Source organism: Pseudomonas sp. LBUM1676 (assembly GCF_059695605.1).
This window is the reverse complement of the sequence record NZ_CP166777.1, coordinates 1537026-1559371: the sequence shown is the minus strand read 5'-3', so window position 1 is coordinate 1559371 and position 22346 is coordinate 1537026. Positions and strand designations below refer to the sequence as shown.

General features: G+C 62.6%; 9 protein-coding genes. 4 read left to right on the top strand and 5 right to left on the bottom strand.

Annotated features, from left to right (window positions below):
- Positions 1 to 173: 173 nt before the first annotated feature.
- Positions 174 to 13157 (bottom strand): non-ribosomal peptide synthetase, encoded by a 12984-nt coding sequence (locus ACA041_RS07215; RefSeq protein WP_497440492.1) that lies wholly within the window; start codon positions 13155 to 13157, stop codon positions 174 to 176.
- 378 nt (positions 13158 to 13535) lie between these two features.
- Between ACA041_RS07215 and ACA041_RS07210 the strand changes: the two genes are divergently transcribed.
- Positions 13536 to 14084 (top strand): RNA polymerase factor sigma-70, encoded by a 549-nt coding sequence (locus ACA041_RS07210; RefSeq protein WP_033059180.1) that lies wholly within the window; start codon positions 13536 to 13538, stop codon positions 14082 to 14084.
- Between the two features lie 157 nt (positions 14085 to 14241).
- Here the strand turns inward: ACA041_RS07210 and ACA041_RS07205 are convergent, their stop codons facing one another.
- From ACA041_RS07205 to ACA041_RS07190, 4 genes are all read right to left on the bottom strand, one after another.
- The gene (locus tag ACA041_RS07205; protein WP_497440491.1) at positions 14242 to 15255 is read right to left on the bottom strand and encodes a GNAT family N-acetyltransferase; all 1014 of its coding nucleotides are present in this window, start codon (positions 15253 to 15255) and stop codon (positions 14242 to 14244) included.
- A gap of 82 nt (positions 15256 to 15337) precedes the next feature.
- Complete coding sequence (locus ACA041_RS07200) at positions 15338 to 16162, bottom strand: sugar-binding protein (protein WP_497440490.1); 825 nt, start codon at positions 16160 to 16162, stop codon at positions 15338 to 15340.
- A 175-nt stretch (positions 16163 to 16337) separates the two neighbouring features.
- Positions 16338 to 17132, bottom strand: coding sequence for a substrate-binding periplasmic protein (locus tag ACA041_RS07195; RefSeq protein WP_497440489.1), 795 nt, complete (start codon positions 17130 to 17132; stop codon positions 16338 to 16340).
- Between the two features lie 93 nt (positions 17133 to 17225).
- The gene (locus ACA041_RS07190) at positions 17226 to 17849 is read right to left on the bottom strand and encodes a TetR/AcrR family transcriptional regulator (protein WP_497440488.1); all 624 of its coding nucleotides are present in this window, start codon (positions 17847 to 17849) and stop codon (positions 17226 to 17228) included.
- Positions 17850 to 18027: 178 nt separating this feature from the next.
- Here ACA041_RS07190 and ACA041_RS07185 point away from each other — a divergent pair, with 178 nt between their 5' ends.
- The 3 genes from ACA041_RS07185 to atuC are packed head-to-tail and all read left to right on the top strand — an operon-like array spanning position 18028 to position 22332.
- The gene (locus tag ACA041_RS07185) at positions 18028 to 19830 is read left to right on the top strand and encodes an acyclic terpene utilization AtuA family protein (protein ID WP_497440487.1); all 1803 of its coding nucleotides are present in this window, start codon (positions 18028 to 18030) and stop codon (positions 19828 to 19830) included.
- 12 nt (positions 19831 to 19842) lie between these two features.
- Complete coding sequence (locus tag ACA041_RS07180) at positions 19843 to 20712, top strand: SDR family oxidoreductase (protein ID WP_497440486.1); 870 nt, start codon at positions 19843 to 19845, stop codon at positions 20710 to 20712.
- A gap of 3 nt (positions 20713 to 20715) precedes the next feature.
- Positions 20716 to 22332 carry a geranyl-CoA carboxylase subunit beta gene (atuC, locus tag ACA041_RS07175; RefSeq protein WP_497440485.1) on the top strand — a complete coding sequence of 539 codons (1617 nt, stop codon included), beginning with the start codon at positions 20716 to 20718 and terminating at the stop codon, positions 22330 to 22332.
- Positions 22333 to 22346 lie beyond the last annotated feature (14 nt).

The window sequence follows — 22346 nt, the reverse complement described above, 5'->3', positions numbered from 1 at the left end:
GCAAAAAAAGCAGAGGCAGACTGAGCGGAGCTGATGCGGCAGTCAACGGACAAATCTGCGCAGAATGTGCCGGCCCTTTCGCGAGCAGGCTCGCTCCCACAATGGACCTGCGTTTGCAGAACTAATGTGGGAGCGAGCCTGCTCGCGAAGGGGGCATTACAGTCGCTAGAGAACTACAACCCCTCCAACTCCGCCATCAGATCATTGAGGCGATCGACCTTCTCCTCAGTGATATCACTCGCCGCCAACCCGTCGATGTACTCCGCCAACTCCTCCACCGTGCTGCACTCGAACATCGCGCGCAGCGGCACATCGCGTTGCAAGGTTTTCTGCACCCGTGACGCGATCTGCGTCGCCAGCAGCGAATGCCCGCCCAGCTCGAAGAAATTGTCGCGCACGCCGAGCTTCTCGACCTTCAGCACTTCGGCCCAGATATCAGCCAAGGTCTGCTCAAGCGTATTACGCGGCGCCTGGTAGTCCTGGCTCTGCAACTGGCCGATTTCCAGCGCTGGCAGGGCCTTGCGGTCGAGTTTGCCGTTGGCGTTGAGCGGCATCCGCTCGAGCCACAGCCAATGCAGCGGCACCATGTATTCCGGCAGCTCGGCGCGCAAGCGTTGCTTGATGCGCTCCAGCCGTTCAGCCGGGTTGAGTGCCGAATCAGCGGCCACCAGATAGCCGACCAGATGCTTGCCGTTGGCACCTTCTTGCACACCGACTGCCGCTTCGCGAACTTCTGGCTGTTCATGCAGACGCGCCTCGATTTCACCCAGCTCGATGCGGTAGCCGCGAATCTTCACTTGATGGTCGATCCGTCCGACGTATTCCAGCACACCGTCACTGCGACGACGGGCCAGGTCACCGGTCCGATACAGGCGATCACCCGGCTCACCGAACGGGTTCGGCACAAACACCTGGGCGGTGCGCAACGGGTCGCTGACATAACCGCGCCCCACCCCGGTGCCAGCGACGCACAACTCGCCCACCGCCCCCAACGGCACCAACTCCAGTGCACCATCGAGCAGGTACAAACGGTTGTTGTCGGTCGGCGTACCGATCGGCAGGTAACTGCCGCGCGTCGACGCCATGTCGACCCGGAAGAACGCCACGTCATCCGAGCACTCCGCCGGACCATAGGCATTCACCAGCCCGATGTCCGGGTAGCGCAGCAGCCATTGATGCGCCAGTTCCGGCGGCATCGCTTCACCGGTCGGCAGCATCCAGCGCAGACCGTCGAGGCTCATGCGTTCCTGGGCGAGCATGCCCTGGATCAGCGACGGCACGCTTTCCAGCACGCTGATGCCCTGGCTCTGGACATGCGCCAGCAAACCTTGCGGGTCGTGGGCGATGGTGTTCGGCACGATGTCCACCCGGGCGCCGAACAACGGTGCGGCGAGGAACTGCCAGACCGAAATGTCGAAGCTTTGCGAGGCGGTCTGGGCGATCACGTCGGCTTCGCTCAGGTTCAGGTACGGCACCTTGCTCAACTGGTTATTGAGCATGCCGCGCTGCTCGACCATCACCCCCTTGGGCAAGCCGGTGGAGCCCGAGGTGTAGATCACGTAGGCGAGGTTGTCCGGGCCGCTGTAGAGGCCAGGATTCAGCACCGAGACAGCGCTCGCCTGCACCTCTTCCCAGACCAGCAACTTCGGCCTGTTGGCGCAACCGAACTCATCCAGCAAGGCCAGCGCTTGCTCGCGGCAAGCCTGAGTGCAGACCAGCAACGGCGTGCGGCTCAAGTCGATGATCCGGCTCAAACGCTGGCTCGGCAGGCCCGGATCCAGCGGCAGATAACCGGCGCTGGCCTTGAAGCTGCCGATGATCATGCCCAGCAGATCGAGGTTACGTTCGGCCAGCAACGCCACCGGTTGATCCAGCCCGACACCGGCGCCCATCAGTGCATGACCGAGACGGTTGCTGCGCTGGTTCAGTTCAAGGTAACTGTGTTGCTGATCGAGGCAGCTGGCGGCAATCCGCTGCGGATACCGCGCAACCTGCGCCTCGAACAATTCGACGTAACTCTGCTCCAGCGGGTAATCGTGCTCACTCTGGTTGCAGCCGTGGATCAGGAAGTCCTGCTCCTCGGCCCCCAGCAGCGGCAGATCGGCCATGTCACCGTGGAAGCCTTCGACCAACGCCAACAGCAGGCGCTTGAACTCGCCGAGCATGCGCTCGATGGTCGACTCGTCGAAATAACGCTGGTCGTAGGACAGGTGCAGTCCGAGGTCATCGCCCGGGTAGCACACCGCCGTCAACGGGAAGTTGGTGTGGGTACGGCCCGAGTCCGAGGTCGCGTTGAGGCTTTGCGCGCGGTCCAGCACCGAGACTTCCACCGGGGCGTTTTCGAACACGAACAGGCTGTCGAACAGCGGCTGGCCCTTGGGCAGCTCGCTGTTTTCCTGGATGCTCACCAGCGGCAGGTACTCGTACTCGCGCAGTTGCATATTGCTGTCGAGCAACGCGCTGAGCCACTGGTGAACGCTGCAGCGCTGACTGTCCTCGGGCATTTTCACCCGCAGCGCAATGCTGTTGATGAACAGGCCCACCGTGCGTTGCATCTGCGGCATCTCCACCGGTCGCCCGGCCACGGTAACGCCGAACAGCACGTCGCGATCACCGCTCAAGCGCCGCAATACCAGGGCCCATGCCGCCTGGGCAAAAGTGTTGATGGTCAGTTGATGGGCCTGGGCCAATTCCCGCAGCCGGGCGCCGTCACGCGCATCGAGGCGGGTGTAGCGGTCACCGACGAGCATGCCGCCGCTGTCACCGGCATGCTCACGCAGGAACGGTCGGTCACTCGGAATCGGTGTGGTGCGTTCGAAGCCTTGCAGGTTGTGCTTCCACCACTGCCGCGCCTCGGACAGGCTCTGGCGTTGCAGCCAGCCGATGTAATCGCGATAACGCGGCGGCACCGCCAGCTGCGCTTCCCGGCCTTCGCCGAGGGCGCTGTAGATCTCGAAAAAATCGTTCATCAGCAGCGAACGGCACCAGGCATCGATCAGGATGTGGTGATTGCTCATCATGAACCAGTAGCGCGCCGCACCGACCCGGATCAGGCGCAGGTGGAAGGGTGCCTGGTTGAGTAGATCGAAACCGGCCTCGCGCTCGCTTTTGAGGAGTGCCTGCAACGTCGGCTCGTGTTCGGTTTCAGCCATCGCCGTCCAGTCCAGGTACTCGATCGGCGTGCTGCCCGGCCTGTGGATAACTTGCAGCATGTCTTCGCCGACGTTCCAGCAGAACGACGCGCGCAAGGCTTCGTGACGGGCGATCACCGCCTGCCAGGCCTGAGCGAAGCGCTGCGGATCGAGCTCGCTGTTGATGCGGTAACGGTCCTGCATGTAGTAGAGGCCGGTACCCGGTTCCAGCAAGGTGTGCAGCAGCATGCCTTCCTGCATCGGCGTCAGCGGGTAGACGTCTTCGATGACCGCTGCCGGAACCGGCAGCGCATCGAGTTGTGGCTGGGTCAGTTTCGCCAGCGGGAAGTCCGACGGGGTCAGGCCGCCCGCACCGTCCTGCAGGCAATGCTCGATCAGGCTCTGCAGTTCAGCGAGATAAGCCTGCGCCAGTTCGCCGATGGTCTGCGGATCGTGACGTTCGGCGCTGAAGGTCCAGCGCAGCACCAGTTCACCGCCGTACACCTGACTGTCGACGCTCAGCTCGTTGGGCAGCGGCGCCTTCGGATCATGCGCAGCGCCGACCGGCTCATCCAGCGGCCGGAACAACGCGTCGCTGGCAAAGCTCTGGTCGAACTGGCCGAGGTAGTTGAAGGTGACAGGCGCCACCGGCAGTGCAGCCATGGACTGGCGGCACAGATCATCGGCCAGGTAACGCAACACGCCGTAACCCAGGCCTTTGTGTGGCACCGCCCGCAGTTGTTCCTTGATCGCCTTGATCGAGGCGCCTTGCCCGTCCACTGGTGTGAGGCGCAGCGGGTAGGCACTGGTGAACCAGCCCACGCTGCGGGACAGGTCGATCTCGTCGAACAAGGGTTCGCGGCCGTGGCCTTCGAGTTGAATCAGTGCCGATTCATCACCGCTCCAGCGGCACAACACGCGGGCCAATGCCGTCAGCAACAGATCGTTGACCTGGGTGCGATAGGCACTCGGCGCCTGTTGCAGCAATTGGCGGGTGCGATCGCTGTCGAGGCGCACGCTGACGGTTTGCGCATGACGATTCTGCCGACCGCCCTCGGGGCGTTCGCACGGCCATTCAACCACCGGCCCTGCCAGGTGCGACTGCCACCAGCGCAATTCTTCGCGCAGGGATTCGCTGCCGGCATACGCCTGCAAGCGCGCGGACCAGTCCTTGAAGGCGCTGGTTTTCGCCGGCAACTTGATTGTCTGCTGCGCGACCCGTTGGCGATACGCGGTTTGCAGATCGTCCAGCAGCACCCGCCAGGACACCCCGTCCACCACCAGGTGGTGAATGGCGATGAACAGCCGTTGCCGGTCCCCTGGCGCGTCGACCAACAGTGCGCGCAGCAGCGGTCCCTGTTCGAGGTCGAAGCTGCGCTGGGCATCGGCGAACAATGCGCTGCATTGATCCATGGACGGCACGCGCACTTGCCAGAGCACCGCCGCATCGGAAACGGCCTGGTGTTCGGCCGTCCATTGCCCTGCGACTTCAGTGAAGCGCAAACGCAACGCGTCATGCTGTTCGATCACCGCCAGCAGCGCCGCTTCGAGGGCATGGGGCTCCAGGGTCACGGTCGGCTCCAGCAGCAACGCCTGGTTCCAGTGCTGACGCTGCGGGATGTCAGTGTCGAAGAACCAGTGCTGGATGGGTGTCAGGCGGGATTCGCCGGTGAGCAGGCCCTGCTCGGCAGAGAGTTGTCCGGTACGGGTGGCCACGGCCGCCAGGGTCTGCACGGTCTGGTGCTGGAACAAGTCCCGCGGGCTGAAATGAATGCCCTGCTGCCGCGCCCGGCTGACCACCTGGATCGACAGAATCGAGTCGCCGCCCAGTTCGAAGAAGTTGTCGTTGAGGCCCACCTGTTCGACGTTCAGCACTTCGCACCAGATGCCGGCCAGGGTCAGCTCAAGTTCGTTGCCTGGCGCCACGTACTGCTGACGGTTCAGCTCCGGATCCGGTGCCGGCAGCGCGCGCCGGTCGAGCTTGCCGTTGGCGGTCAGCGGCCAGCGAGCCAGCAGGGTCAGGTGCGTCGGCACCATGTAATCCGGCAGTTGCGATTTGAGGTGAGCCTTGAGCGATTCGCGCAGTTCGGCATGTTGCGTTTCGTCCTGCCCGGCGACCTCGGTGAGCACATAGCCGACCAGCTGTTTACCGCTCGGTGCATCGAGTGCCAGCACCACGGCTTCGTGCACGCACTGGTGTTCCAGCAATCGGGTTTCGATTTCGCCGAGTTCGATGCGGAAGCCACGAATCTTCACTTGATGGTCAATCCGCCCCAGGTACTCGACCAGGCCATCGGCACGCTGGCGCACCAGGTCACCGGTGCGGTACAGACGGCCGCCATCAGCGGCGAAGGGATCGGCGACGAAGCGTTCGGCGGTCATGCCCGGACGCTGGTGATAACCCTGCGCCAGACCCGCACCGCCGACGTACAACTCACCGGTCGCGCCTTGCGGCACCAGTGCCAGGTCGGCGTCGAGAATGTAAGCCACGCGAGCACCGATCACGCTGCCGATCGGCACGCTGCCCAGGCCTTCTTCCAACTGCTCCGGCGCCAGGCTGGCCAGCGGCATGACCACGGTTTCGGTCGGGCCGTAGGCGTTGAAGAACTGGCTTGGCTTGAACGCCGCGCGAATGCGCTGCAGGTGTTCGCCGGTCAGGGCTTCGCCGCCGGTGATGCACATGCGCACCGGCAGCGTCTCGCCCTGGGTCGCCAGCCATTGCGCCAACTGGCTGCCATAGCTCGGGGTGAAGCCGAGGATGTTGATGCGGTGGCGGCGAATCAGCCCGCAGATTTCTTCCGCGTCCCATTGGCCCTGGGCCCGCAGGACGACTTGCGCGCCGCTCAACAGCGGCACCAGCAAACGCTCGGTGGCCGCGTCGAAGTTGATCGAATAGAAATGCAGCTCGCAATCGTCCGGGCGCATGCCGAAGCGCTCGATCACGGCCCGGCAGTGCATGGCGATTTCACCGTGGGACACCACCACGCCTTTGGGTTTGCCGGTGGAGCCGGACGTGTAGATCAGGTACGCCTGGTGCTGCGCCAGACTGATAAACGGCAGCTCACTGGCGGGATAGTTGACCAGCTCGGCGGCGTCTTCTTCCAGGCTCCAGCGGGCGACCGTTGGCGGCAGTTCACCGAGCGCTTCGAACATCGCCGCATCGCTGAGCAGCAAACCGATGCCGCTGTCTTCGATCATGTAGTGCAGACGATCCAGCGGGTATTCCGGGTCCAGCGGCACGTAGGCGCCGCCGGCCTTGAGAATCGCCAGCAAGCCGATGACCATTTCCAGCGAACGCTCCAGCGCCAGGCCGACCCGGACCTGCGGGCCAACACCCCGCTCGCGCAGCATCCAGGCCAGGCGATTGGCGCGGCTGTCGAGCTCGGCGTAACTCAGGGTCTGCCCGGCGAAGGTCAATGCCGGGGCATCCTTGCGGGCCAGCGCTTGCTCGCTGAACAGGTGATGGATGCACTGATCCAGCCGATGTTCGCCCGGCTCGACGCCGAGGCTGTCGAGCAGGTCCTGTTGTTCCGTGGCTTCGAGCAACGGCAACTCACTGACGCGCTGTTGTGGATCGGCCAGCAGCGCCTCCAGCAGGTTGCGCCAGTGTGCGGCCATGCGGGCAATGCGCGGTTCGTCGAACAGGTCGGTGCTGTAGGTCAGGCAGCAACCCAGGCGGTGGTCAAGGTCGGTGACTTCCAGGTTGAGGTCGAACTTGGTCGCCCGCGCGTCGTTGGCCAGGTATTCGACCGTCATGCCGGCCAGGGTGCGGCTCTGCTGGAATTCCCAGCGCTGCACGTTGCACATCACCTGGAACAGCGGGTTGTAAGCGGCGCTGCGCGGCGGTTGCAAGGCTTCCACCAGGTGGTCGAACGGCAGGTCCTGGTGGGACTGGCCTTCGATGACGGTGTGGCGAACCTGCTCGAACAATTCACCGACCGACATCTGGCCGTCGAGCTGGCAACGCAAGACTTGAGTATTGAGGAAGGCACCGATCAGCCCCTCGCTTTCCGGGCGAATCCGGTTGGCCACCGGTGCGCCGATGCGCAGGTCGGTCTGGCCGCTGTAGCGATAAAGCAGCACGGCCAATGCGGCGGTCATGGTCATGAACAGGGTCAGGCCGTTTTGCGCATTGAAGGCGCGAACCCGTGCGGCGAGGTCATCGCTGAGGTCGAAACGGAACAGTTCGCCCTGATGGCTTTGCACCGGCGGACGCGGACGGTCTGCCGGCAACTCCAGCAGCGGATGCTCACGACCCAGTTGCGCGGTCCAGTAGTCGAGCTGGCGTTGACGCTCACCAGACTCCAGCCACTGGCGCTGCCAGACGCTGTAATCCAGGTATTGCACCGGCAGTGGCGCCAGCGGCGATTCGCGGTCATCGACAAACGCTTCGTATAGCGCGCTCAGTTCCCGGGCGAAAATGTCCATCGCCCAGCCTTCGGTGACGATGTGGTGCAGGGTCAGCACCAGGTAGTGCTCGTGCTCGGCGGTCTTGACCATGCAGGCGCGCAGCAGCGGTCCGGTTTCCAGATCGAACGGTTTATGGGCTTCGTCATCGGCCAGTTGCTGCACCGCCCACTCGCGGCCCTCTGCATCCAGCTCGGTAAAATCCTTGCAGTCCATGCGCATCCCGGTTTGCGGGTGAACCTGCTGCCGGGCCACGCCGTCGATGCTCGGGAAGGTCGTGCGCAAGGTTTCATGGCGCATGATCAGCGCTTGCAATGCTGCCTCGAAACGCTCGACATCAAGCTCCCCGCGCAGCCGCGCCATGCCACCGACGTTGTACGCCGGGCTGTCCGGTTCCATCTGCCAGAGGAACCACATGCGCTGCTGGGAATAGGACAACGGCACCGCTTGGCTGCGGTCGACTGTTGCAATCGGTGGTTGTTGGTTGGTGTTGCCGCTGGCCTGGATCAGTTGCACCTGGTCGGCAAACGCACCCAGCTCGCTGTTCTCGAACAATGCGCGCAGCGGCAACTCGACGTCGCAGGCCTGGCGGGTCCGGGAAATGATTTGCGTGGCCAACAACGAATGGCCGCCGAGGGCGAAGAAATCGTCGCGCAGGCCGATTTGCGAAAGCCCCAGGACTTCACGCCAGATGCCGGCGATTTGCTGTTGCAGTGCGGTGACCGGTTCAACGTGTTCGCGTACCTGCCATTGCGGTTCCGGCAAGGCGCGGCGGTTGAGTTTGCCGCTCGGGCTCAAGGGCATCTGCTCCAGGCGCATCAGCTGCGCCGGAACCATGTATTCCGGCAGTTCGGCCGCCAGCGCGGTTTTCAGGCGGGTACTTTGAGCGTCTTCGGTTTCGCTGGTTTCAGTGGCGGTGTAGTAACCGATCAACTGACCACCGGCCGCCGTGTCGCGCACCAGCACCACGGCTTGTGCAACGCCGTCCTGGGCCAGCAACCGTGCTTCAATTTCTTGCGGCTCGACACGGAAGCCGCGCAGCTTGACCTGCTGATCGAGACGGCCGAGGTATTCGATCACGCCATCGGCAGTCCAGCGTGCACGGTCGCCAGTGCGATACAGGCGGGCGCCCTGCTCGCCCAGCGGGTCGACCACAAAGCGTTCGGCAGTCAGGCCCGGACGGCCCAGATAACCCCGGGCCAGGCCGATGCCACTGATGCACAGTTCACCGGGCACGCCGGCCGGAACCGGGTTGAGATCGCTGTCGAGCACACGGCACAGCACATTGCCCAACGGGCGACCGATCGGCGAGCGTTCGCCATCGGCGCTTGTGCAGTGCCAATGGGTGACGTTGATCGCGGTTTCGGTCGGGCCGTAGCGGTTGTGCAATTGCACCGCCGGCAGTTGCGCCAGCACCCGGTTACGCAGTTCGGCAGGCAAGGCCTCGCCACCGGAGAACACCCGCCGCAGGCTGGAGCATTGGGTCGTGAGCGGCTCATCGATGAACAATGAAAGCAGCGGCGGTACAAAGTGCAGCGTGGTCACGCCGTACGCTTGAACCAGTTGGGCAATGCGCTGCGGATCGCGATGTTCACCGGGATTGGCGAGCAGCAAGCGTGCACCTGTGATCAACGGCCAGAAGCATTCCCACACCGACACGTCGAAACTGATCGGCGCCTTTTGCATCAGTACGTCGGTTTCATTCAGGCGATAGCTGTCCTGCATCCATTGCAGGCGTTCGGCGAGGGCGGCGTGGGTGTTGCCGACGCCCTTCGGCTGGCCGGTGGAACCCGAGGTGTAAATCACGTACGCGAGGTTGTCACCGTGCAGGTGCAGGCCCGGTGCATGGCTCGGCCAGCTTTCCAGATGCAGGGCGTCCATGGCAATCACACTGACGCCGTCGGTGGCCGGCAGGCGATCAAGCAATGGGGTCTGGGTCAGCAGCAATTCGACGCCGCTGTCGCCCAGCATGTAGGCCAGGCGTTCGGCCGGGTAATCCGGGTCCAGCGGCACGTAGGCGCCACCGGCCTTGATAATCGCCAGCAGGCCGATCAGCAACTGCGGCGAGCGCTCGGCGGCGATGGCCACGCAGACGTCCGGTCCGACACCTTTGTCGCGCAGGTAATGGGCCAGACGGTTGGCCTGGGTGTGCAGCTCGGCGAAGTCCAGTTGGCCACCGTCCCACAGCAAGGCGATGCGCTGCGGGGTCAGGCGCGCCTGTTCGTGGAGCAGCTCCGGCAGCCATTGGCTGGCCTGGGTGCAGGGTGCGGCGCTCCAGCTTGCCTGCTGCTGGTGCTCGTTCGGGGTCAGCAGTTGCAGGTCGCCAATGGCGGTTTGTGGCTGCGCGCAAACCGCTCGCAGCAGGTTGCTGAAATGCTCGGCCAGGCGCTCGATGGTCGCGGTGTCGAACAGCTCGCTGGCGTAATCGAAGGCCAGGCTCAGGCGACCCTTCTGATCTTCCTCACTGTGCAGTTGCAGGTCGAACTTGGCTTCGCGGCTGTGCCACGGCAGTTCTTCGGCGAGCAGCCCCGGCAGACGTTTTAATGCGCCGAGGTCACGTTGCTGGTGGTTGAACATGATCTGGAACAGACCTTGCTCGCGAGCCTGCGGGAAGGCTTCGAGCAGCTGTTCGAACGGCAGGTCCTGATGGGCTTGGGCACCCAATGCCGCCTCACGGGTTTGCGCCAGCAGTTCGATGAAGGGCTGGCGCGAATCCACCTCGGCGCGCAGCACCTGGGTGTTGATGAAGAAGCCGATCAGGCCCTGGGTTTCCAGGCGCGGACGGTTGGCATTGGGCACGCCGATGCGGATATCGCGCTGGCCGCTGTAGCGGTGCAACAGGCTTTGGAACGCCGCGAGCAGCAACATGAAGGCAGTGGATTGGTTGGCCTGGGCCGTCTGGCGGATGGCGTCGCTCAGCGTAGCGTCCAGCTTCACGCAATGCCGGGCAGCGCTGCGCAAATGCTGCGCCGATCGTGGATGATCGGTGGCCAGGCTCAGGGTCGGATGCTCTTCACCCAACTGCGCCTTCCAGTAAGCCAGCTGCCGCTCGCCCTGCCCTTGCGCCAGCCATTGGCGCTGCCAGCTGCCGTAGTCGGCGTACTGGGTCGGCAATGCTGAAAGAGTCGTTTTTTGTCCCTGAGATGCCGCGGCATACAGGCGTGAGAACTCGTCGATCAGCACGTTCAGCGACCAGCCATCGGCGATGATGTGGTGCAGCGTCACCAGCAGTTGGTGATCCTCATCATCGAGGCGCACCAACGTCACCCATAGCAGCGGGCCTTTCTCCAGATCGAATTGGGTGCGGGCTTCGTCCTCACGGATTTGCAGCGCACGGGCTTCACGCTCGGCGGCTGGCAGGTCGCTGATGTCGATCAGTTGCAGGTTGAATTCGGCGGCGCCATCGACCTGTTGCAGTGCTACGCCATCACGTTCGAAGAAGCGAGTGCGCAAGGATTCGTGGCGCTCGATCAGGTGTTGAAAACTGGCGCGTAACGCGTCTTGATCCAGCTCGCCGCGCAGGCGCAAGGCACCGGGAATGTTATAGGCGCTGCTCTGCGGGTCCAGCTGCCAGGTGATCCACAGACGGTTTTGCGCCAGGGATTGCGGCATCGCTTCGCTGCGCGACAGCGTGGTGATGATGCCTTGGGCCAGGCCACCGTCATGCTGTTGCCCGGCGATAGCGGCGGTGAACGCGCCCAGGGTCGGCGCTTCAAACAACAGGCGCAGGTTCAGCTCCAGACCCAGTTCTTCGCGCACCCGCGCAACCACCTGAGTCGCGGCAATGGAGTTGCCGCCGAGCAGGAAGAAGTGGTCGTCGGCGTCGACCTGACTGACCTGCAATTGCTCGCACCAGATCTGCCCGATCAGGGTTTGCAGTTCCGAGCCGGATTGAGTATTTCCTTGCTTCTCGGTAGCCGCCGACGGGAACACCGCGTAACTGTCGAGGCTGCCATCCGCCAGGCGATTGCGGCAGGCCGAGCGTTGCAGTTTGCCGCTGGAGGTCTTGGGCAGCGCGCCCGGGTTGAGCAGCACCACCACGCTCGGCGCCTCCTGGTACGCCTCGGCCACGGCTTGGCGAATGGCTTTGATCAACGCCTCGGGCGGCAGGATTTTTTGCACGCTGCGGCTGATCTCCGCGGCGATACCGATGCCTTCCTGGCCTTCGGTATTGACGGCGAACGCGGCAACGCGGCCTTTGCGCACCACTTCCACTTCGCGCTCGATGGTCTGTTCGATGTCCTGCGGGTACAGGTTGTGCCCGCGCACGATCAACATATCTTTCAGGCGCCCGGTGATGAACAGTTCACCGTCGTGCATGAAGCCCAGGTCACCGGTGCGCAGCCAGGTTTTTTCTTTGTATTGAACAAAGGTCCTGGCACTGGCCTCGGGGTTGCGCCAGTAGCCGTGGGCGATGCTCGGCCCGGCGGCCCAGACTTCGCCGACCGCGTTGTCGGCCAGTGCATCGAGCGCTATCGGATCGACAATCAGCACCGCGTGATCCGGCTGGCTGATACCGCAACTCATGATCGCACCGCCCTTACCCGGCTCTGCACGGTTCTGCGCCAACGCTTGATCGTCTACCCGCAGGTTGCCTATCCCTTGGCCGCGAGGGCTGCCGGCGACAAACAGCGTGGCTTCGGCCAGGCCATAGGACGCCATGAAACTGTCCGGGGTGAACCCGCACGCCGCGAACTTCTCGGCAAAGCGTTCCAGGGTGTCGAGCCGAATCGGTTCGGAGCCGGAATACGCCACGCGCCAACCGCTCAGGTCAAGGCGCTCCAGGGCCGATTCACTGACCCGTTCGCTGCACAGCCGATAGGCAAAATCCGGCCCGCCGCTGATGGTGCCGCCGTACTCGCTGATCGCTTCCAGCCAGCGCAACGGGCGGCCGAGGAAGTAGGCCGGCGACATCAATACACAGGGCACTCCGCTGAAGATCGGCTGCAACAGCCCGCCGATCAGTCCCATGTCGTGGTACAGCGGCAGCCAGCTGACGATCACATCGTCGGGGTTCAGATCGATGCCGAAACCGTGGCGAATCAGCAGCTCGTTAGCCACCAGGTTGCCGTGGCTGACTTGCACGCCTTTGGGCAATGCGGTGGAGCCGGAGGTGTATTGGAGGAAGGCGATGTGCTCGCCTTGCAGGTCCGGCGCAACCCAGCGTTCGGCCAGGCTGCCGTCGAGCGTATCGACGCACAGCAGCGGCGGCGCGCCTTCGATTTGCAGCAAGGAATCGCGCAGGCCGGCGCTGGTCAGCAGCAAGCGCGGTTCGGCATCGCTGATGATCGACAGCAGGCGTTCCTGATGGTGACGACGGGTCGACTCCGGCGGATAGGCCGGCACCGCGATCACACCGGCGTACAAGCAACCAAAGAATGCCGCGACGTAATCCGGGCCACTGGGAAACAGCAGCACGGCGCGATCACCCAACTCAGCCTCGGCCTGCAGTGCGCCGGCAATGGTCCTGGCGCGCTGGTCCAGCTCGCGATAACTGAGCACCACAGCCTGATCCTCGGTTTCGGCGAGAAAACGCAAGGCCAGCCGATCCGGCGTCAGGGCCGCGCGGCGCTGGAGGGCTTGGACCAGTGTGCTGGGGAGTTCGAACGCGTCGGTCATGGGGTTTCCTGCCTGGATTCGGCTGTAGGAGCGAGCTTGCTCGCGAAAAACCGGAGAACGCCGCGGGGTGTCAGGTGCCCATCGTCATTGTTAACGACCTTCGCGAGCGAGCTCGCTCCTACAGGGTTATGAGGATTGCGCTGTGCTATTCACCAATGAGAACGGATGGCATCTTGAATTAATTAGTCGGCGGGCGGGATCGGCAGCCCCGCTGCGGTGCGGCAGCGTGTCGCAGTTCTCACTTTGCACCTTCGGGGAGCATTAATTCTCTTTCTCAATTGACAATCATTATCATTCAACATAATTTGTCGCTCGATGTGTAGGACGGCACCGGTCTTCCAGTCGTCCCACTAACCTATTTGCAGCAGGGTGATTTCCATGACGGAACAAGTGTCCACAAGCAGGTGCGATTCACCGCTACTTCAGGCATTCGTCGACAATCGACTGATTCTGGTCAAGATTGCAGCCCGCATAACCGGCTGCCGCTCGCGTGCCGAAGACGTCGTTCAGGATGCGTTCTTCCGCCTGCAATCGGCGCCGCAGATCACGTCCTCGTTCAAGGCTCAACTGAGCTACCTGTTCCAGATCGTGCGCAACCTGGCGATCGATCACTACCGCAAACAGGCACTGGAACAGAAGTATTCGGGGCCTGAGGAAGAAGGCCTGAACGTGGTGATTCAAGGCGCTTCGCCGGAAACCTCGCACATCAATTTCTCGACCCTGGAAAACATTGCCGACGCGCTGACGGAGCTGCCCAGCCGCACCCGCTACGCCTTCGAGATGTACCGCCTGCATGGCGTGCCGCAGAAGGACATCGCCAAGGAGCTCGGCGTCTCGCCGACCCTGGTGAACTTCATGATTCGCGATGCCTTGGTGCATTGCCGCAAGGTGTCGGGGAGTCGTGTGGATACCTTTGCCCGCCGTTAAAATCTGAAATTTGCGTCGCCCCCTTCGCGAGCAAGCCCGCTCCCACAATTGGATCACCTGTGTTCACAAATCCTGTGTTCAATGGAGATCAAACTGTGGGAGCGGGCTTGCTCGCGAAGACGGACTCAAGGCCGAAGCAGGTCTTGAGCCCTACCCATCAAGCCAACTCACACCGATCAAAAAACCGCTCCCGCCCCACCACCATCAACGCCGCCCGCTTGTGCGGAAAATCAAACTCTTTCTCGCAGTGGAAACGCTGGCCCTGCATGTATCCGATCATCTTGCCGTTATCGGCCCGTGGTTCGGCCACCACCCGCTGAGTACGCGGATCATCGAGAAACAGGTAATGCACCAACGCCGACAACCAGCTCGCCACCTTGTGCGGGCCGCGGTGATGCTCTTCACCGACGAGCATGTGAATGCCCCGGTCGTAATCACCCGCCTCATAGAACGGCGCGATGCGATCTTCCTTGGCCCAATAGGCTTCGAAATAGGCAAACGGCTGATCATCGAAACAGCCGATCAGCGTCAGGGTGTGGGGGTCGGCCTCGAGTTTTTCCAGGTACTCGCGATGCTGCTGCAGACTGCCCTCCTCCTGCCAGAAGCTCGCCACCCGCGCACTGTTCTGCCAACGATTGAACCGCTCCAGATCATGCTCGATGTCCACCGTGCGCAGGGAGATCCACGCGCCCAACCGGGCATCGAAACGTCGATAGACCTCGCCCCGAGGTTTGACCGGTCGCAACGGATGACGTTTGCCGCCACTGATGACCCTGTGCTGCGGATAGGGACTGGCCAGCGCTTGACCGAGCCAGGGTTGCGCCAGCTGCCAGAACAGGCTGCGCTCGCAGCGATACTGACCGGGGATTTCGGTGGGCACCAGCAATCCGCCGAGCAAGGCGTCAGTGGGGATCTCGTCCAGCTGCCACGTCAGGCGCAGGCAGGCAGGGTCGCGGGCAAACAGCCAATAACAGGCTGTCCAAAGCTCATCGCTAGCGGGGCGATCGAAGCCTTGCTCTGTCTGCACCCGCAGTTCGGGTTCGCGCGTCAGACGCAACCTGATCAGCGGTCGTCCATCCAGGTCGAGGCTCAGCCGGCTTTCGGTTTCATCAGCTACAAGACGGTTTCCTGAGGGCAAGCTCAGGGCAGTCAGGTCATTCGGATTGGACATGGGTCGGGCTCACGTTAATCGTCGACAGTTAGGGGTATAACGTGAGCCAGCCCTGAAAATTTACCGCAACTCGCCGCAGCCCTCAGGGTGATTTAACCCAGATTTCGCGGATGATGTAGTCATTCCCGATGCCAGTGGCGACATGGCTGACAACCTGCAATTCCATCTGCGATGAGCACGCTGTAAACGACCCCTCAAGCACTTGCGAATGACTAATCTGCGTCTCCGGCACAATGACCTGCGTTCCGCAATTGAGTGATAGAACTGGAAATGCATGCCAGCCCATCCAACGGCGCACGTCTAACCCAAAGCTATAGGTTCGTCCCACTTCCAGGTTTGCAAAGCTCTTTTGCAACAAGACACCAAAAGACTCTTCAGAGGACGTATGGTTAAACAATGAATGGCCAGCCCCATCCTTGGCGACAGTGAGATCTCGAAAATCGGCCCCCGCCTCCCCCCGCATCCAACCATTCCAGTTATCCGTCCCGTCTTGCGCACTGAACGTCGTTCTATCTTCATAAGGCGCCCGAATCTCAAGACTCAGCGGCGGAAACAACGCCGGGCAAGCATATTCGCTTTCCTCCAGTGCGGCCTGAAAAACAAACGTGAGGTGACTGCCGGGTTCCAGCTCCTGCAATTGCTCCCAACCAATGCTTCGACTCCAGCCAGCCACAGTTTCTGCCTGTGTAAGAGGCTCGGCGTCAACGACGCGCAACATCCTTGTGGAGCCGTCGAGATTTTTCCCTGAGATATGCAAAGTAGTGGGTTGACCGACCGTCATGGATCGCCAACGTGCCACCTCAACGGTGAAGTCCCCTTCGGGCTGCAGGATAAGTACGTTGCCGTCGGCTTGCGCAACAATGGGTCGTGGAAGGCGCGGAATAGAATTCAATCGGTGATTTGACATGGCAGACGTCCTTTCTGAATGAGGCTCAACCCATCAACGGGTTGAACACCGGGAAAGTCATCTAAGCGCGCGTTAAACCGAGCGTCTACTGTCAAATCTGACAGTCTGATCATCGAAAAGCTGCAAATACGACGAATGGGCGACTGCCGCTTTCAGGTGACAGAAGCGGTATCGGTCAATCCTGGAGAATCGGCACCACGGCAATCCTGTACGGATCGAAAATCTTCAGCATCTGACCGTTGTCGCGCAACCCTTGCAGCAACTTGCCGAATGCGGCGCCACTGATGGGCGCCGTCGGACGCAGGATGGCGTAGTGGTGATAGATCTGATCGACGCGCTCGGACACCAGCAACTGATCGGCGACCTGTTGGTTGCGCAGCAGGTAGTCGCTCAGATAAGAGCGCGTCACCAGGGCAATGTCCGCTCGCCCGCGCAGCACCATCAGCAGGTTGCTGTCATGGGAATAGGTCAGTGTGGCGTTGAAGTTCTGCGCGAGAAATTTCGGGTCGGCATTGAAATTGGAAAATTCGTAGTGATAGCCGCTGAACAGCGCCAAACGTTTGCCGGTCAGGTCGGCAAAATAGTTCTGTTGCCGCCCGGGTTCGCGTTGCGCGACAAAAATCTCGGCGTCTTCCAGCCCCATGTCTACGCTGGTGTGGGGAATGTCCTTCCAGCCCCAGTTCGGGTTCTCGAAGATCGCCATGTCCACCCGGGCTTGCTTGAAGTCACCGAAGCGCCGGGGAATGGACGTCGGCACCAGGACAAATTGATAGTCGCGCTGCGAGGCATTGAGCGCCTCGACCAACTGCGGGAGCAGGCCGGTGTCGGCACCGGTTTCGGGGCGAACCGTATAGGGTGGGAAATGCGCGGCACCGATCCGCACCAGTTCCGCGGCCTGGGACGGCAATACCCCTATCGACGAAAGCGCCGCCAGCAAAAACACCGAGGCCGTCCGAATTGGCGAAGACATCAAACAACCCACTCCCCAGAAATTACGCTTCAATCCATTCAAGCTAGGCGGTTTCGGCCACTTAGCCAGTTTCGTTGTGTCCGGACAACACTATTATTTTTCTGCCAGCACCAGAATCAACGCTTCATCGGCCAATTGATCGAGGCTCAGGCTGCCGCCGGCACGGAACCAAGTGGTGGTCCAGGACAGTGCCCCGGTCAGGAAACGTCGGGTAATGAACACATCGCCGCGGATAAACCCGGCGTCCTTGGCCTCGCCCAGCACCTGCAGCCAGAGCTCTTCATAGATGTCCCGCAGGGCCAGCACCCGCGCTTGCCCTTCTTCGGAGAGCGAACGCCATTCGTAGACCAGCACCGCCATGGCTTCGCCGCTGCCGCCCATGATCGATTGCAGTTCGCAACGAATCAGCGCCAGCACCCGCTCGCGCACGCTGCCGGCCTCGGCCAGTTCCGCGCGCATCAGCGCCGTGTTATAGCGAATGGTCTCCTCCATCACCGCCCGCAGGATTTCGTCCTTGCTTTTGAAGTGATGAAAAATACTGCCGGACTGAATACCGACGGCGCTGGCCAGATCGCGCACGGTGGTGCGCTCGTAGCCTTTGTTGCGAAACAGGTGGGCCGCCACTTGCAGCAATTTGCCGCGGGCGCTGTCCGGGTCGGTCAATTGGCCGTCGTCGACCAATTCGCGCATCACCCTCAGGGCTTTTTGCTCGTCCACCCGTTCTCTCCTACAGTCGATCAATCCAATACGCCGCTCGCCACTGAAACAGCGGGGTGGCGCGGGCAATTTAAGCTGGCCGGAGCGACCAAGCAAGCGCTCGGGCAGAAGATAGTTTAGCCGTTTACAAACCAAGCGCTTGCTTGGTAGTCTCGATGCACTGCTGTCGGAGGTGGCTATGGCGTTGACGGGGTCCAAAACTATTCGCATCGGTTGCGCCAGCGCCTTCTGGGGCGACACCTGTACCGCCGCTGCGCAACTGGTGGAAGGCGGGCGCCTGGACTATCTGGTGTTCGACTACCTGGCCGAGATCACGATGTCGATCATGGCCGGCGCGCGAATGAAAGACCCCCAGGCCGGTTACGCCAGTGACTTCGTCGAAGTCCTCGGTCCCCTGCTCACTCGGCTCGCCGAACAGAACATTCGAGTCATCAGCAACGCCGGCGGAGTCAATCCACAGGCCTGCGCCGCCGCCCTGCAAGCCGCCTGTGACCAGGCCGGAGTGGCGCTGAAGATCGCCGTGCTGCTGGGTGACGACCTGCAACCGCAGTTCAGACAACTGCGCGGCCCTGGACTGCATGAAATGTTCAGCGGTGCGCCTCTGCCGCCGATGTGCGTCTCGACCAACGCCTACCTCGGTGCGCCGGGCATAGTCGAGGCCCTGCGCCTGGGTGCGGACATCGTGATTACCGGGCGCGTGGTCGACAGCGCCGTGGTCAGTGGCGCACTGGTCCACGAATTCGGCTGGTCCTGGCACGACTATGACAAACTCGCCCAGGCTGCGTTGGCCGGCCACATCATCGAATGCGGCGCCCAGTGCACGGGGGGCAACTTCACCGATTGGCGTGACGTTCCCGACTACGAACACATCGGCTTTCCCATCGTTGAAGTCAGCGCCGACAGCCAGTTCATCGTCAGCAAACCCGAAGGCTCCGGCGGCCTGGTCACGCCATTGACCGTCGGCGAGCAGATGCTCTATGAAATCGGCGACCCGCAGGCTTATCTGCTGCCGGACGTGATCTGCGATTTCACTCAAGTCAAACTGGTGCAACAAGGTAGAAACGCAGTTCAGGTGCATGGCGCGAAAGGCTTGCCGCCGACCGGTCAATACAAGGTCAGCGCAACGTACCCGGACGGTTTTCGTTGCACCGCCAGTTGCCTGATCGCCGGAATCGATGCGGTCGACAAGGCGCGTCGGGTCAGCGCGGCGATCATCGACAAGACCTCGGAAATTTTCGTTCAGCGCGGCTGGGCGCCCTACAGTGAAGTGAACATCGAGCTGCTGGGCAGCGAGGCCACCTATGGCCCCCATGGCCAGCGCCAGGACAGCCGCGAAGTGGTGATCAAGCTCGCCGTGCGCCATCCGGACAGACAGGCGCTGATCCTGTTCTCCCGGGAAATCGCCCAGGCCGCCACCGGCATGGCGCCCGGGCTGACCGGGATCGTCGGCGGGCGACCGACCGTGTATCCGCTGATCCGGCTGTTCTCGTTCCTCATCGACAAAACCGCCTGCACCCTGGAAATCGACTTTGCCGGTCAGCGCCATCGGTGTGCCCTGCCCGCGGTCGATGGGCTCGATACCGCGGATTTGCCCATCCCCCTGGACCCTCCCAAACCCACGGGCCTGGCCGACGCCAGTGTCGCCCTGATCAAGCTCGCGGTCGCGCGCTCCGGCGACAAAGGTAATCACAGCAACATCGGCGTCATGGCTCGCGAAGCCGAATACCTGCCGTGGATCGCCGAAGCCTTGACCCCCGAAGTGCTCGTCGACTGGATGAGGCATGTCCTTGACCCGGTCCACGGCCGGGTCGAGCGCTGGTATCTGCCCGCCACCCACAGCCTCAACTTCCTCCTGGAAAACGCCCTGGGCGGTGGCGGAGTGGCCAGCCTGCGCATCGATCCGCAAGGCAAGGCCTTTGCCCAACAACTGCTGGAAATCCAGATTCCGGTGCCTCAGCGCATCGCCGACCAGGTCAACTAGAGGGCAGCCGCCGTGGCCTACGATTCGATTTTCAAAGCCGATCTGTTTGCCGGCCACAACATCATCGTCACCGGTGGCGGCAGCGGCATCGGCCGTTGCACCGCTCACGAACTGGCGGCCCTCGGCGCCCATGTGCTGCTGATCGGGCGCAATGCCGACAAACTGAAAAACGTCACCGCCGAGATTGCCGAAGACGGCGGCAAGGCCGACTGGATGACCTGCGATATCCGCGAGGAAGAGGCCGTCAGGCACCTGGTCAGCGAGTTGATCCGCCAGCACGGCCCGATTCATGGGCTGGTCAACAATGCCGGCGGACAATACCCGTCGCCCCTGGCCGCGCTCAATCAGAAAGGGTTCGAAACCGTGGTGCGCACCAACCTGGTCGGCGGGTTCCTGATGGCCCGGGAAGTGTTCAACCAGTCCATGAGCAAGCACGGCGGCGCCATCGTCAATATGCTTGCCGACATGTGGGGCGGCATGCCCGGCATGGGTCACTCGGGCGCCGCACGCTCGGGCATGGACAACCTGACCAAGACCGCCGCGTTCGAATGGGGTTACGCGGGAGTGCGGGTCAACGCCGTGGCACCGGGCTGGATTGCCTCCAGCGGCATGGACACCTACGAAGGCGCGTTCAAGGCGGTGATTCCGACGCTGCGTGAACACGTGCCGCTCAAGCGGATCGGCACCGAATCGGAAGTCAGCGCAGCGATCGTGTTCCTGCTCAGCCCCGCAGCGGCGTTTGTCAGCGGCAGCACCCTGCGCATCGACGGTGCCGCAAGCCTGGGCGGGCGCGCCTGGCCGATCCACCAGGCGCGCAACAGCACGTCATACAACGGTTTTCACCGGGCGTACCTGCCTGACGTGCTCAAGGACAAGGAATAAGCCATGCCGGTGATCCAGTCGCAAGTGGACCCCTTCAGCGAACAGTTCGCCCGCAATCGCGCGGCGATGCTGGTCGGCATCGAGCACGTGCGTCAGCTCGAACAGAACCTGCTGGACAAGGCTGAAGCAGCCAGGCCCAAATTCGACAAGCGCGGGCAATTGCTGCCACGGGAACGACTCAACCTGCTGCTGGACCCTGGCGCGCCCTTCCTCGAACTGGCGAGCCTGGCCGGCTTCAAACTGCACGACGACAAGGACGGCAGCTCGGCCGGTGGCGGATTGATTGCCGGGATCGGTTACGTGTCAGGCGTGCGGGTGCTGGTGGTGGCGAACAACAGTGCGATCAAGGGCGGGACCATTTCCCCCAGCGGTTTGCAAAAATCCCTGCGCCTGCAACAGATCGCCATGGAAAACAAACTGCCGGTGATCACGCTCGCCGAAAGCGGCGGCGCCAACCTCAATTACGCGGCGCAGATTTTCGTCGAAGGCGCGCGCAGCTTTGCCAATCAGGCGCGGATGTCGGCCATGGGCCTGCCGCAGATCACCGTGGTCCACGGTTCAGCCACCGCCGGCGGTGCTTATCAACCTGGGTTGTCGGATTACGTGGTGGTGGTGCGCGGCAAGGCCAAGCTGTTTCTGGCCGGCCCGCCGCTGCTCAAGGCGGCCACCGGCGAAGTGGCCACCGATGAAGAACTGGGTGGCGCCCAGATGCACGCGCAAATGGCCGGCACCGCTGAATACCTGGCTGAGAACGATGCCGATGGCGTGCGTCAGGTGCGCGAGATTGTCAGGCTGTTGCCGTGGAATGCGCGGTTGCCAGTCCCCCCTGCGCGACAGTGGGAAGAACCGCTCTACCCGATCGACGAGCTGCTCGGGGTGATTCCCGATGACCCGAAGAAACCCTACGACGTGCGCGAGATCATCGCGCGGATTGCCGACGGCTCGAACTTCCTCGAATTCAAGGGCGAGTTCGATCAGCAAACCATCTGCGGTCACCTGCAGATCCAGGGCCGCGCCTGCGGCTTTATCGGTAACAACGGCCCGATCACCCCCAAGGGCGCGAGCAAGGCTGCCCAGTTCATTCAGCTGTGTGACCAGAGCCAGACGCCGCTGCTGTTTTTCCACAACACCACCGGGTTCATGGTCGGCACCGAAGCGGAACAGCAAGGCGTAATCAAGCACGGCGCGAAAATGATCCAGGCCGTGGCCAACGCGCGGGTGCCTAAACTGACCATCGTCGTCGGCGGTTCCTACGGCGCCGGCAACTACGCGATGTGCGGCCGCGGCCTCGACCCGCGTTTCATCTTCGCCTGGCCCAACAGCCGCACCGCGGTGATGGGCGGCGCCCAGGCCGGCAAGGTCTTGCGCATCGTCACCGAAGCCAAGCAGCTCAAGGAGGGTCTGGTCCCCGACCCGAACATGCTCGACATGCTGGAACAGGTCACCGCACAGAAACTCGACAGCCAGTCCACCGCGCTGTATGGCAGCGCCAGCCTGTGGGACGACGGGCTGATCGATCCGCGAGACACCCGGACGTTGCTCGGGTACTTGCTGGACATCTGTCACGAGGCCCAAGTGCGGCCGTTGCAAGCCAACAGTTTTGGTGTAGCCCGCTTCTAGGGGCGATCAGAGGA

Coding starts and splice junctions, on each gene's coding strand:
- ACA041_RS07215 (WP_497440492.1), bottom strand. CDS start 13,157: ATGACCGACGCGTTCGAACTCCCCAGCACACTGGTCCAAGCCCTCCAG.
- ACA041_RS07210 (WP_033059180.1), top strand. CDS start 13,536: ATGACGGAACAAGTGTCCACAAGCAGGTGCGATTCACCGCTACTTCAG.
- ACA041_RS07205 (WP_497440491.1), bottom strand. CDS start 15,255: ATGTCCAATCCGAATGACCTGACTGCCCTGAGCTTGCCCTCAGGAAAC.
- ACA041_RS07200 (WP_497440490.1), bottom strand. CDS start 16,162: ATGTCAAATCACCGATTGAATTCTATTCCGCGCCTTCCACGACCCATT.
- ACA041_RS07195 (WP_497440489.1), bottom strand. CDS start 17,132: ATGTCTTCGCCAATTCGGACGGCCTCGGTGTTTTTGCTGGCGGCGCTT.
- ACA041_RS07185 (WP_497440487.1), top strand. CDS start 18,028: ATGGCGTTGACGGGGTCCAAAACTATTCGCATCGGTTGCGCCAGCGCC.
- atuC (WP_497440485.1), top strand. CDS start 20,716: ATGCCGGTGATCCAGTCGCAAGTGGACCCCTTCAGCGAACAGTTCGCC.